This window comes from Clostridium sp. BJN0001, assembly GCF_022869825.1.
In the GTDB taxonomy this organism is placed as follows: Bacteria; Bacillota; Clostridia; order Clostridiales; family Clostridiaceae; genus Clostridium.
In genome coordinates this window covers 2,482,501-2,497,500 of record NZ_CP094971.1, presented here as the reverse complement: position 1 = coordinate 2,497,500, position 15,000 = coordinate 2,482,501, and the positions used below count along the sequence as shown (strand labels likewise).

The window sequence follows — 15,000 nt, the reverse complement described above, 5'->3', positions numbered from 1 at the left end:
AAATTGTTCTTTGAAAATTGCATATAAATTTAATGTATATAAAATACAACAAAGCCAAGAATAAATATTCTTTGTGAATTGATGATTAACAAGTTTTAATTGAAATATATTAAACTTTAACTAATAAAGGTCAAGCTACAAAGGGCGCATGGTGAATGCCTTGGCATCAGGAGCCGATGAAGGACGCGATAAGCTGCGATAAGCTTCGGGTAGACGCACATAGTCTGAGATCCGGAGATTTCCGAATGAGGAAACTCACATGGGAAACCCCATGTATTGTAAAGTGAATAAATAGCTTTATGAGGGTAAACCTAGGGAACTGAAACATCTAAGTACCTAGAGGAAGAGAAAGAAAAATCGATTTCCAAAGTAGCGGCGAGCGAAATGGAAAGAGCCCAAACCGGAAATTTATTTCCGGGGTTGCGGACAGAACATAACGAAGACATATAATTAACTGAACTAGCTGGAAAGTTAGACCGTAGAAGGTAAAAGTCCTGTAAGTAAAAATCATATTCTTCAAGTTCTGCACCAGAGTACCACGAGACACGTGAAACCTTGTGGGAAGCTGGGAGGACCACCTCCCAAGGCTAAATACTACCTGATGACCGATAGTGAAGAAGTACCGTGAGGGAAAGGTGAAAAGAACCCCGGGAGGGGAGTGAAATAGAATCTGAAACCATGTGCCTACAACCGATCAGAGCACCTTATGTGTGTGATGATGTGCTTTTTGTAGAACGAGCCAACGAGTTACGGTATGTAGCAAGGTTAAGTACTTAAGGTACGGAGCCGAAGGGAAACCAAGTCTTAATAGGGCGACTAGTTGCATGCTGTAGACCCGAAACCGGGTGACCTATCCATGGCCAGGTTGAAGCGAGGGTAAAACCTTGTGGAGGACCGAACCACGTTGCTGTTGAAAAAGCATGGGATGAGCTGTGGATAGCGGAGAAATTCCAATCGAACTCGGATATAGCTGGTTCTCCTCGAAATAGCTTTAGGGCTAGCGTCGGAAAATGTGAGTAGTGGAGGTAGAGCACTGAATAGGCTAGGGGGCATAGAGCTTACCGAACCTTATCAAACTCCGAATGCCATATACTATCAGTCCGGCAGTCAGACTATGAAAGATAAGTTCCATGGTCAAAAGGGAAACAGCCCAGATCGTCAGCTAAGGTCCCAAAGTGTAAGTTAAGTGGAAAAGGATGTGGGATTTCTAAGACAACTAGGATGTTGGCTTAGAAGCAGCCACTCATTAAAAGAGTGCGTAATAGCTCACTAGTCAAGAGATCCTGCGCCGAAAATGTCCGGGGCTCAAACTTACCACCGAAGCTACGGGTTCATACTTTAGTATGAGCGGTAGAGGAGCGTCGTAATTGGGTTGAAGTCGTACCGTAAGGAGCGGTGGACTGATTACGAGTGAGAATGTTGGCATTAGTAGCGAGATGTAGGCGAGAATCCTACAGGCCGAATATCTAAGGTTTCCTCAGGAAGGTTTGTCCTCTGAGGGTTAGTCGGGACCTAAGCCGAGGCCGAAAGGCGTAGGTGATGGACAATTGGTTGATATTCCAATACCACTACCATCGTTATTATCGAGGGTGTGACGGAGAAGGATAAGATGTGCTAGCTATTGGACGCTAGTCTAAGCATTTAGGGAGTAGGAACAGGAAAATCCGTTCCTATAATTCTGAGGTGTGATGGGGAAGGTTCCTTGTGAACCGAAGTATCTGATTCCATGCTTCCAAGAAAAGCATCTAGAGAGAGAAGTAGTGCCCGTACCGCAAACCGACACAGGTAGATGAGGAGAGAATCCTAAGGCCGACGGAAGAATTGCAGTTAAGGAACTAGGCAAATTGACCCCGTAACTTCGGAATAAGGGGTGCCTGCGAGAGCAGGTCGCAGAGAATAGGCACAAGCAACTGTTTAACAAAAACACAGGTCTCTGCTAAAGCGTAAGCTGATGTATAGGGGCTGACGCCTGCCCGGTGCTGGAAGGTTAAGGGGAATACTTAGCGCAAGCGAAGGTATGAACTTAAGCCCCAGTAAACGGCGGCCGTAACTATAACGGTCCTAAGGTAGCGAAATTCCTTGTCAGGTAAGTTCTGACCCGCACGAATGGCGTAATGACTTGTGCACTGTCTCAACTGCAAATCCGGCGAAGTTGTAGTACGAGTGAAGATGCTCGTTACCCGCGATTGGACGGAAAGACCCCGTAGAGCTTTACTGTAGCTTAGCATTGAATTTCGGTATTGTCTGTACAGGATAGGTGGGAGACTGGGAATTCAGGTCGCCAGATCTGAATGAGTCGTTGTTGGGATACCACCCCGACAGTACTGAAGTTCTAACTGGATGCCATGAAACTGGTGACAGGACATTGTTAGGTGGGCAGTTTGACTGGGGCGGTCGCCTCCTAAAATGTAACGGAGGCGCCCAAAGGTTCCCTCAGAACGGTCGGAAATCGTTCGAAGAGTGCAAAGGCAGAAGGGAGCCTGACTGCGACACATACAGGTGGAGCAGGGACGAAAGTCGGGCTTAGTGATCCGGTGGTACCTCGTGGGAGGGCCATCGCTCAACGGATAAAAGCTACCTCGGGGATAACAGGCTGATCTCCCCCAAGAGTTCACATCGACGGGGAGGTTTGGCACCTCGATGTCGGCTCGTCGCATCCTGGGGCTGAAGTAGGTCCCAAGGGTTGGGCTGTTCGCCCATTAAAGCGGCACGCGAGCTGGGTTCAGAACGTCGTGAGACAGTTCGGTCCCTATCCGTCGCGGGCGTAGGAAATTTGAGAGGAGCTGTCCTTAGTACGAGAGGACCGGGATGGACTGACCTATGGTGTACCAGTTGTTTCGCCAGAAGCATAGCTGGGTAGCTAAGTCGGGACGGGATAAACACTGAAAGCATCTAAGTGTGAAGCCCACCTCAAGATAAGATTTCCCATAGCGTAAGCTAGTAAGACCCCTTGAAGACGACAAGGTTGATAGGTCAGGGGTGTAAGTATAGTAATATATTTAGCTGACTGATACTAATAGGTCGAGGGCTTGACCAAATTAAAAAAAGTTGTAATACATGATTTATATGCAATTTTGAAAGAACAAATCTTTCAAAAATATCTGGTGATGATGGCGTAGAGGTAACACTCCTTCCCATACCGAACAGGACAGTTAAGGTCTATAGCGCTGATGGTACTGCATGGGTGACTGTGTGGAAGAGTAAGACGTCGCCGGGTGATTAACTAGAAAAAAAGACAGCTTATAGCTGTCTTTTTTTTATACTTATTATTTCATATCAAAAAAAATATGTTAACAAATGTAACTTTATATGGTAAAATATAACTATTGTTTCTCCAGTAGTAATATTAAAGAGAAAAAAATATAAATAGAGATGAAAAATATTATAAAGTTTGGTAGGATGTATATATAAACTTTATATATTATTTATAGTTTGTTGATATATTTTAAGAGGGGATGAAATTATGACTAAGGTTAGTAAAAATGTATTGGGTAATAAAGCAGAAAAAAAAGAAAATGAAAATAAAAATATGGACAATAAAAGTGGGGATTCAAAGGAAGATAAAGCTATAAATAAAAAACCAGTAGCAAAAAAGAAGACAACTAGAAAGAAACCAGTAGCAAAAAAGAAAAAATCATCTGAAAAAGATGCAGAATTATCTTTAAAAACAGAAAAAAAAGATAAAAATAAAAGTGAATCTAATGAAAATAATTCAGAGATAACAAAAAATGCAGCAGATTTAGTTAAAAATGAAACTGAAAATGTAAAAAAGGCAAAAGTAAAAGAAAAAACTAAAAGTAGAGCCACTAAAAAGAAAGTAGAAACTGAAAAAAAGGTTGCTAAAAAGAAAGTAGAGACTAGACATAGGGTTTCATCAGCTAATAAAAGAACAACAAAGAAACCTGTAGCTAAGAAATCAGACTTGTGTAAACTTACAAATTTTAATACTTATTTATTTCATGAAGGAAAAAATTATACTGCCTATAATATAATGGGCTCACATATGATGACAGTAAATAGGAGAAAAGGAGTCCAGTTTGCAACATGGGCACCAAAAGCACAAAATGTTTATTTGGTTGGAGACTTTAATAATTTTGAAGTGATGGAAGATTATAAGCTTGATAAAATAACTGATCATGGAATTTTTGCAAAGTTCTTCCCCGGAATAAAAGAAGGTGCCAAATATAAATACTGTATTGTAGATGAGAACGGTAATGAAGGCGAATATAAGAGTGATCCATATGGAATCAAATTTGAACTAAGACCTAATAATGCTACTATAGTTACTGATTCTAAATCATTTAAATGGACAGATAGTAAATGGATTAAACAGAATTTAGAAAAAGATATTTTTAAAATCCCAATTAATATTTACGAACTTCATTTAGGATCGTGGAAAAAACATAAAGATGGAACATTTTTATCGTATGATGAATTAAGTAAAGAACTTCCTAAATATTTAAAAGATATGGGATATACTCATGTTGAAATAATGCCAGTTATGGAACATCCTTTGGATGAATCATGGGGATATCAGGCAACAGGATTCTTTGCTCCTACAAGTAGATATGGTGAAATTAATGGACTAAAAAAGCTTATCAATTGTATTCATAATGAGGGAATTGGAGTTATTTTTGATTGGGTTCCAGGACATTTTTGTAAGGATTCTCATGGACTTTATCATTTTGATGGAAGTCCTACTTATGAATATCAAGAAGAGTGGAGAGCAGAAAATAAAGGCTGGGGTACATGCAATTTTGATCTTGGAAGACCAGAAGTTAAAAGCTTTTTAATTTCAAATGCATTATATTTTTATAGAGAATTTCACATTGATGGATTAAGAGTCGATGCAGTTTCTAGTATTTTATATCTTGATTATAGTAGATCTAATGGGGAATGGCTTCCTAATAAATATGGTGGCAATGGAAATCTTGAGGGAATTCAATTTTTCAAAGATTTAAACACAGCTGTTTTTAAAGAATATAAAAATGCTCTTATGATAGCAGAAGAATCAACATCATGGCCTAACGTAACAAAATCACCAGAGCACGATGGATTAGGATTTAATTTCAAATGGAATATGGGTTGGATGAATGATACGCTTGAATATGTAAAAATAGATCCTAAAGATAGAAAATATCATCACAAAAATATTACTTTTGCAATGATGTATAATTATGCAGAAAACTATATTCTTCCTCTTTCACATGACGAAGTTGTTCATGGAAAAGGATCACTTGTAAATAAAATGTGGGGAGATTATTGGAATAAATTTGCAGGATTAAGAGTATTTATTGGATATATGATAGGGCATCCTGGAAAGAAACTAACATTTATGGGATCTGAATTTGCTCAATTTGTTGAATGGAGAGATCATGAAGAGCTTCAATGGAATCTTATAGATGATCATGAAATGAATAAAAAAACTCTAGCATTTTTCAAAGATATTAATAAATTCTATAAAGAAAATAGAGCATTATGGCTTCTTGATTATGATTATAGTGGTTTTACATGGATAGAACCAAATAATAATGAACAAAGCATATTGATATTTGTAAGAAAAACTGATAAAGATAGTGAATCACTTATCTTTATAGTTAACTTTACATCAGAAGTTTATTATGATTATCAGATAGGTGTTCCATATTATGCTGAATATGAAGAAGTATTTAATACAGATGATGAAAAATATGGTGGCTCAGGACAAGTAATGGGAACAAAGTTATATGCAGAAAAAGCGCCATTTCATAATCAGCAATATTCAATAAAAGTAAAAGTTCCACCAATGGCTGCACTAGTTCTTAAGGTTAATAATTTTATAGATGAAAATAAAGAAATTAAAGATAATAATACTACTATTGCCTCAGAAACAGAGGATAAACAATAAAATAACTATAAAAAGAGGGGATTAAAAATGAGAATATTATTTGTAGCTTCAGAAGCAGGACCGTTTATAAAAAGTGGAGGACTTGGAGATGTTGCCGGAGCACTTCCAAAAGAACTTGCAAAATGTGGGACAGATGTAAGAGTAATTTTACCCAAATATAGAGATATAAACTGGGAATTAAAAGATAAAATAAAATTTGATAAATGGTTTCTTGTGAAAGTAGGATGGAGAGATAGATTCTGCGGAGTATGGGAAGGATTTTTTAATGGTGTTACGTATTATCTTTTAGATAATGAATATTATTTTTACAGAGATGATTTATATGGCTATTATGATGATGCTGAAAGATTTGCATTTTTTGATAGAGCTGTTTTGGAAACTATAAGACATATAGATTGGCAACCAGATTTAATTCATTGTAATGATTGGCAGACAGGAATGTTACCGGTGTTATTAAAATTTGAGTATAAGAGAAAAGATAGTTTCTACTGGAATATTAAAACTGTATTTTCTATTCATAATATAGCTTTTCAAGGAATATATGATCCAAATATTCTCCCAGAACTTTTTGGATTTGATATGGCATTATATGATAATACCTGTTTGAAATTTGATGATGGAGTAAGCTTTATGAAAGGTGCAATATATTATTCAGATATTGTTACTACAGTAAGTAGAAGTTATGCTGGAGAAATTCAGACTCCTGAATATGGTGAAAGACTTGATGGTGTATTAAGAGATAGATCTTATGCATTAAGAGGAATTGTAAATGGTATAGATTATGATGATTATAATCCTGAAACAGATAAATTTATTCCTTATAAGTTTAATGCAGATGATTTAGAAAATAAGAAGAAAAATAAGGTTGAACTTCAAAGAGAATTAGGCCTTAATATAGATGAAAATGTTCCTATGCTTGCAATAGTAAGTAGATTAACACCTCAAAAAGGAATGGATCTTGTTATGTACATTACTGAAAGGTTAATGCAGGAGAATGATGTACAGTTTGTAGTGCTTGGAACTGGTGATTCACAATATGAAGATCATTTTAAATGGCTTTCATATAGATTTGGAGGAAGAGTATCAGCTAATATTAGATTTGATAATGCTCTTGCAAATAGAATTTATGCAGCATCAGATATGTTTATTATGCCATCACGATTTGAACCATGTGGTCTTGGACAATTAATCGCATTAAGATACGGAAGTGTTCCTATTGTAAGAGAAACAGGAGGACTTAAAGATACTATAAATCCATATAATGAATATACAGGCGAAGGAAATGGATTTAGTTTTAAAAATTATGATTCTGAAGAATTTTATAACACAATAAAATATGCATTATGGATATATCAGGACAAGAATCGTTGGACAAACTTAGTTAGAAATTCAATGAATTCAGATAACAGCTGGAGAAGGTCTGCGCAGGAATATTTGAATATGTACAGAGAATTAACCCATTATGACTAATATTTTGAAGGGAGAAATAGTATGCTGGAAATTGACAAAGATGAGTTAAAGAAAGCTTATGAAAATGAATTCCTTAAGTTACATGGTGTAGAATTAAAAGATGGTACGCCTGGACAGAAATATGAAGCACTTGCAAGTCTTGTAAAAGATTTTGTAGCAGATGATTGGGCAAAGACTAATAAGCAATATAAAGAGACTGGGGAAAAACAGGTATATTACTTTTCAATGGAATTTTTACTTGGAAGGCTTCTAGGAAATGCTCTTTTAAATCTTGGGATAAGGGATGTTTGCGTACAAGCACTTAAGGAACTTAATATAGATTTAAATGAACTTGAAAGTTTAGAACAGGATCAAGGACTTGGAAATGGAGGACTTGGAAGACTGGCAGCATGCTTTTTAGATTCGATGGCATCTTTAAATATTGCAGGTAATGGGTGTGGAATAAGATATAAGTATGGTTTTTTTGAACAGAAGATAATTGATGGAAAACAGGTTGAAGTCTCTGATAATTGGCTTAAAGCAGGAAATGTTTGGGAAAAAAGAAAAGCTGAAAAAGCTGAAATAGTCAAATTTGGAGGACAGATAAGAGTAAAAAATTCTGATGGTAATCTTAATTTTGAGCATGCAGGATATGAACCAGTTCTTGCAGTGCCTTATGATACACCTGTAGTTGGATATGAAAATGGGGTAGTAAATACATTAAGATTATGGAGTGCGGAAGCTGTTTCAAATGAATTTGATTTTTCATCTTTCAGCAGAGGTGATTTTCTTCAGGCTATAGAGTATAAAAATTCTGTAGAGTCAATATCGCAAGTGCTTTACCCTGAAGATTCATTTTATGAAGGAAAGATGCTTAGACTTAAGCAGGAATATTTCTTTGTATCAGCAGGGGTTCAAAGTATAATAAGACATTTTAAGAAGAATGGACTTAAAATGGAAATTTTAGATGAGAAAGCTGCAATTCATATTAATGATACTCATCCAACTCTTGTAATACCTGAACTTATGCGTATACTTCTTGATGAAGAAAAATTATCATGGGACGAAGCATGGAGAATAACAGTAAATACGGTCTCTTATACTAATCATACTATTCTTGCAGAGGCTCTTGAAAAATGGCCAATTGATATGTTTAAAACACTTCTTCCAAGAATATATATGATAATTGAAGAAATTAATAAGAGATTTTGCAAAGAATTATGGGATAAGTATCCTGGACAATGGGATAAAATATCTAGAATGGCAATAATAGCAGATGGTCAAATAAGAATGGCTCATTTAGCCATTGTGGGAAGTCATAGTGTAAATGGAGTTGCAAAGCTTCATACAGAGATATTAAAAAAGAGAGAAATGAAAGATTTTTATTATCTTTATCCTAATAAATTTAATAATAAAACAAATGGGATAACACATAGAAGATGGCTTTTAAAGTGTAATCCAAAGCTTACTGAACTTTTAAAAGATACTATTTCAGATAGTTTTATTATTCATCCAACTGATCTTAAAAAATTTGAAGAGCATTTAGATGATGAAAGCGTACTTAAAAGATTAGCTGAAATTAAATTGTATAATAAAAAGAAGTTAGCTGATGCTATTTTTAAAGATACAGGAATTGCAGTAGATACTTCTTCTATATTTGATGTTCAGGTAAAAAGAATACATGCATATAAAAGACAGATTTTAAATTGTCTTAGAATAATGTATTTATATAATAGGCTTATAGATGATCCAAGCTTTGATATTGAACCAAGAACATTTATTTTTGCAGGAAAAGCAGCACCAGGATATTATCTTGCAAAAAATACAATAGAACTTATAAATTCAGTAGCAAACAAGATTAATTCGGATCCGAGAATTAATGATAAACTTAAGGTCATTTTTATTCCAAATTATAGAGTATCATTAGCTGAAGTTATAATACCAGGAACTGACTTGAGTGAACAGATATCTACAACAACAAAAGAAGCATCTGGAACATCTAATATGAAATTTATGATGAATGGTGCAGTAACAATAGCTACATTAGATGGTGCAAACATTGAAATAAGAGATGAAGTTAAAGATGATAATATAATTATATTTGGATTAAATGCAAATGAGGTAATGGATTATTACAAAAATGGGGGATATAACTCATCTTATTATTATAATAATGATAATAGATTAAAAAGAGTAGTTGATGATCTTATAAATGGAAAATATGATGATGATAAACAGCGTTTTAGAAGTATCTATGATAATCTTATTACTTATAATGATGAATTTTTTGTTTTAAAAGATTTTGATAGTTATATAAAAGCACAAGAAAAAGTTGATATACTTTTTAAAAATCAAGATAAATGGCAGAAGATGTGTGGAGTTAATATTGCGCATTCTGGCATATTCTCATCCGATAGAACTATTGAGCAATATGCTGCAGGAATATGGGGCTCAGAGGTGATTTATAAGAACCTATAGGAGGAAAAGTTGATGAAAAATATTGAAGCGATACATGATTCCTATAACACTATATACAGGAAGCCTTTTGGCGCAGCTATAGAGGGGACAAAGGTAAAATTATCGATTGATATTAATATGGATATCTTAGCTGCTATTGAAATTATTGATCCAGATGGCAGAAAAACTAATATAGGGATGAACAAAAGAAAATTAAAAAATGGATTTTTTAGATATTATGTTGATATAGATACAAAAGATAAAATTGGGATCATGAAGTATTATTTTATTTTGATAGATCGCTATGACAGAATTTATTATGGAAATAATAAGAATATGTGTGGAGGGATTGGTGAAATGTATGAATCTAATCCTGATGCATATCAGATTACAGTATATAAAGAATTTAATGTACCAGAGTGGTATAAATCTGGCGTAGTATATCAATTATTTATAGATAGATTTTTTAATGGAAATAAAGATGGAAGAGTAAATAGTCCAAAGAAAAATTCTTTTATTTATGGTAACTGGGATGATACTCCAATGTCTATAACTGATAATAATGGAAATGTGCTTAGATGGGATTTTTACGGAGGAAATGTAAAAGGGATAATAGAAAAATTAGGTTATTTAAAAGAACTAGGAATAACCGTACTGAATTTAAGTCCTATATTTAAATCCCCAAGTTGTGACAAATATGATGTGGCAGACTATGATAAAATAGATGAAATGCTTGGAAATGAAGAGGATATTAAAGAATTATGTACTAAAGCATCTGAAAACGGAATAAAAGTTGTACTTGATATAGCACTTAGTTATACAAGTTCAGATAGTATATATTTTAATAAATTAGATAATTATGATGAGATTGGTGCATACCAGTCAAAAGAATCAAAATATATAGATTGGTATAAGTTTCATAACTATCCTTTCCAATATGACTGTTGGTGGGGAAATCAGAATAGACCAAATATCAATACAAAATCAGAAAAATACCTTGATTATATTCTATATTCAAAAGATAGCGTATTTTCAAGATGTTTAAATTTTGGAATAAATGGATTTAAACTTATTCTTACAGATGAACTTGATGATAATTTTATAAAAATTATTAACGAAAAAGCAAAAGGCGAAAGAAAAGATTTTATACTTGCTGGAGATGTATGGGAAGATGCATCTAAAGTTATAAGTTATTCTAAGAGAAGAGAATATTTGCTTGGATGCGAGATTGATTCAGTAACAAATTATGTTCTTAGAGATGTTTTAATTAATTTTGTAAAAGGATACATTGATGCAGAAACAGTAAAAAATAGAATAATGTCTATTAAAGAAAATTATCCTAAAGAAAGTTTTTATTCATGCCTTAATGTTTTAACAACGCAGGATACAGACAGAATTATAAATATAGTTGACAATAATTATAATATGTTAAGCCTTCTTATAGTGATGCAGTTTACACTTCCAGGTATACCTGTTTTATACTATGCAGATGAGGTTTCTGAAATTAGTGATAAAAATAGAAAAAGTTTTCCATGGAAAAGGAAAAATAAAGGCAATGTCGAATTCTATAAGAAAATAATAGCTTTTAGAAATCATTCTGAATCACTCAAAAAAGGGGACATAGATTTTTTAGATTCATATGATAATATACTTGCTTATAAAAGAACATTTATGGATGAAAGTGTTCTTATAATAGTAAACACTTCAAATCAGCAAAAGGTATTCAAGACTATGCAGTTAAAAGGTGAATATCAGGATTTATTTTATCCTGAAAAAACATATAAATTTAATACAAAATATACACCAGTAAGTATTGGAAGCTATGATTTTAAAGTTTTATACAACAAAAATATTTAAGTAGAAAAGGATGCATGAGAGAGGAGATTGAGTTATGGGAAAAAATGAGATAGTTGCAATGATTCTAGCAGGAGGACAAGGATCAAGATTAGGTGTACTAACTAAAAAACTTGCCAAACCAGCTGTGCCATTTGGAGGAAAATATAGAATAATTGATTTTCCACTAAGTAATTGTTCAAATTCTGGAATATATACAGTAGGAGTTCTTACACAATATAAACCACTAGAGCTTAATGCACATATAGGAATAGGAGAAGCTTGGGATTTAGACAGACGTATAGGAGGGGTAAGTATTCTTCCTCCATATCAGGAAGAGAAAGGTGGACAATGGTATAAAGGAACAGCAAATGCTATATATCAAAATATAGAATTTGTAGATAGATATAATCCAGAATATGTTCTTGTCTTATCAGGAGACCATATATATAAGATGGATTATACTAAAATGCTTGATTTTCATAAACAAAATAATGCAGAGGCAACTATTGCAGTAATTAAAGTACCAATGAAAGAAGCTAGTCGTTTTGGTATTATGAATACAAGAGATGATTTATCTATATATGAATTTGAAGAAAAACCTAAAAGTCCTAAAAATGATCTTGCATCTATGGGAATTTACATCTTTAATTGGAAAACTTTAAAAGAGTATTTAAGAAAAGATGAAGCAGACAAAAAGTCAAGCAATGATTTTGGAAAGAACATTATTCCAAGTATGCTAGGTGATGGCAAAAAGATGATGGCATATCCATTTAAAGGATACTGGAAAGATGTAGGAACAATAAGCAGTCTTTGGGAAGCAAATATGGACTTATTAAAGACTAATAATGAATTGAATCTTGATGATGAAGAATGGAAAATTTATTCAGTAAATCAGGTAAGACCAGCTCAATATATAGGAGAAAATGCTAAAATTTCAAATTCGGTTGTTGTTGAAGGCTGCGAAGTAAATGGTACTGTTGAAAATTCGGTATTATTTCAAGGAGTACATGTAGGAAAGAATTCAGTTATAAGAGACTCAGTAGTAATGACAGATGCGAAGATAGGCGATAATGTTGTTATTGAAAAAGCTATAATAGGAAATAATGCTGTAATAAGAAAAGACTGTAAAATTTCGCTTGAATCAGAGATAGCGATTGTTGCATCTAAAGAAGAAGTAAAAATGGGAACTGTAAGAGAAGGCAACAAAGTTGGTTAAAATTGAGGGGAGGTTATAAAATGAAGAATTGTATTGGAATAATAAATTTAGATGAAAATGAAAACAGAATGGGAGAATTGGTAGTAAACAGATCTCTTGCATCCGTGCCGATTATAGCAAGGTACAGGGTTATAGATTTTATACTATCTAATATGACTAATTCAGGTATAGATTGTATAGGAATATTTACAAAGAATAAATCGCGTTCACTTCTTGATCACCTTACAAATGGAAGACCTTGGGATTTAGGAAGAAAAAAAGATGGATTAAGAGTGTTCAATTTTAACAAAGAAGATCTTGTTTTTGATGATGTCCATAATTTTGCAGATAATATAGAATTCTTGAAGAGGAGCAGACGAGAATATGTTTTATTAGCTTCAAGCTATATGATATGTAATATCGATTATAATGAAGTAATGGAATATCATAAAAGTACAGGAAAAGATGTAACAATGGTATACAAAAAAGTAAATAATGCAGATGAAGCATTTGGAGACTGTGGAGTATTAAATTTTGATGAATTTAATAATGTTGTTAGTGTAGGGGAAAATATAGGAAAAAAATCAGATGCTAATATTAATATGGAAATGTATATATTAAAGACTGATTTATTTCTTAATATAATTAATGAATGTATCGGCAGTGGAATGTATAGAAAAGTAAAAGAGTATATTCATAATAATCTTGATCATCTTAAAGTTGGAGGATATGAATTTAAAGGTTATGTAGACTGTATAAATTCAATAAAAGCATTTTATGATACAAATTTAAGCTTTCTTAATAGAAAAGTATATAAAGAAATTTTTAATGAAGAAAGACCAATATACACAAAAACTAAGGATGAGGCACCTACTTTTTATTCGTCAGATAGTGAAGTTAAGAATTCTTTAATTGCAAATGGATGTCGTATTGAAGGATGTATAGAAAACTGCATTATAGGAAGAAGAGTGCATGTTGGAAAGAATGTTAAGCTCAAGGATTCTGTTATAATGCAAAATACAAAAATAGGTGATGATGCTGTACTTGATAATGTAATTGCAGATAAGGGTAGCGTAATAGGAAAAGGGGAAACTCTTATAGGATCAGTAATGTATCCTCTTGTAATAAAGAAAAAAATATAAATAGTATTTATTATCGATATAAGGAATATAGAATAGATTAAAACTCTATTCTATATTCCTTATTTTTATTGATTAAATTTTATATAAAAAATATTAATTAGTTCTTGACTTATTAAACATATAAGAGTATATTGTATTTATACAAAATACATTTGTATTTTACAGAAATACAAAGTGTAAAACAATGGATAATATTTATTAAGGGGGATTTATTAAAGTGGGAAGAGTATATAATTTTTCAGCTGGTCCAGCAGTACTACCAGAGGAAGTTTTAAAAGAAGCAGCAGCAGAAATGCTTGATTATAATGGTACAGGAATGTCTGTAATGGAAATGAGTCATAGATCAAATGATTTTAAGGGAATAATAGAAACAGCAGAAAAAGATTTAAGAGATTTATTAAAAATACCTAATAACTATAAGGTATTATTTTTACAGGGCGGGGCATCTCAGCAATTTGCAATGATTCCAATGAATTTAATGAAAAATAAAGTGGCAGATTATATTATTACTGGACAGTGGGCTAGAAAAGCTTGGAATGAAGCTAAAAAGTTCGGTAAAGCTAATGCAATAGCGTCATCAGAAGATAAAACATTTACTTATATTCCAGATTGTACAGACTTACCAATTTCAGAAGATGCAGATTATGTTTATATTTGCCACAACAATACTATTTATGGAACAGAATATAAAACTGAACCTAATACAAAAGGAAAATTATTAGTTGCAGATATGTCTTCTGATATATTATCTCAGCCAGTAGATGTATCTAAATATGGAATGATTTATTTTGGTGTACAGAAAAATGTTGGACCTGCAGGTGTTGTTATATGCATTATAAGAGAAGATCTTATAACTGAAGACGTACTTCCTAATACTCCAACAATGTTAACATACAAAACTCATGTAGATGCAAAATCATTATTTAATACACCACCAGCTTATGGAATCTATATATGTGGAAAAGTATTTAAATGGCTAAAGAAGCAAGGCGGACTTGAAGCTATGAAAGAAAGAAATGAAAATAAGGCTAAAA

General features: G+C 33.1%; 7 protein-coding genes and 2 rRNA genes (1 of these 9 only partly in view). All 9 read left to right on the top strand.

Features of this window, described 5'->3' with window-relative positions; all coding sequences use genetic code 11:
* Positions 1–128 precede the first annotated feature (128 nt).
* Positions 129–3,037 (top strand): 23S ribosomal RNA (locus MTX53_RS12085).
* Positions 3,038–3,100: 63 nt separating this feature from the next.
* Positions 3,101–3,217: ribosomal RNA gene (gene rrf, locus MTX53_RS12080) — 5S ribosomal RNA — on the top strand.
* Between the two features lie 246 nt (positions 3,218–3,463).
* Positions 3,464–5,887: a 1,4-alpha-glucan branching protein GlgB gene (glgB, locus tag MTX53_RS12075; protein ID WP_244834006.1), complete on the top strand. Its 2,424-nt coding sequence runs from the start codon at positions 3,464–3,466 to the stop codon at positions 5,885–5,887.
* A 27-nt stretch (positions 5,888–5,914) separates the two neighbouring features.
* Positions 5,915–7,357, top strand: a complete 1,443-nt coding sequence (glgA, locus tag MTX53_RS12070; protein WP_244834005.1) for a glycogen synthase GlgA — start codon at positions 5,915–5,917, stop codon at positions 7,355–7,357.
* A gap of 21 nt (positions 7,358–7,378) precedes the next feature.
* Positions 7,379–9,814, top strand: coding sequence for a glycogen/starch/alpha-glucan phosphorylase (locus tag MTX53_RS12065; RefSeq protein ID WP_244834004.1), 2,436 nt, complete (start codon positions 7,379–7,381; stop codon positions 9,812–9,814).
* Between the two features lie 12 nt (positions 9,815–9,826).
* The gene (locus MTX53_RS12060) at positions 9,827–11,650 is read left to right on the top strand and encodes a glycoside hydrolase family 13 protein (RefSeq protein WP_244834003.1); all 1,824 of its coding nucleotides are present in this window, start codon (positions 9,827–9,829) and stop codon (positions 11,648–11,650) included.
* A gap of 34 nt (positions 11,651–11,684) precedes the next feature.
* Positions 11,685–12,845 (top strand): glucose-1-phosphate adenylyltransferase, encoded by a 1,161-nt coding sequence (locus MTX53_RS12055; protein ID WP_244834002.1) that lies wholly within the window; start codon positions 11,685–11,687, stop codon positions 12,843–12,845.
* Positions 12,846–12,865: 20 nt separating this feature from the next.
* Positions 12,866–13,966, top strand: a complete 1,101-nt coding sequence (gene glgD, locus MTX53_RS12050; RefSeq protein WP_244834001.1) for a glucose-1-phosphate adenylyltransferase subunit GlgD — start codon at positions 12,866–12,868, stop codon at positions 13,964–13,966.
* Between the two features lie 217 nt (positions 13,967–14,183).
* Positions 14,184–15,000, top strand: the 5' portion of a protein-coding gene (serC, locus tag MTX53_RS12045) for a 3-phosphoserine/phosphohydroxythreonine transaminase (protein ID WP_244834000.1). Its footprint extends 266 nt past the window's final position; only the first 817 of its 1,083 coding nucleotides appear in the window; it begins with the start codon at positions 14,184–14,186; its stop codon lies beyond the right edge, outside the window.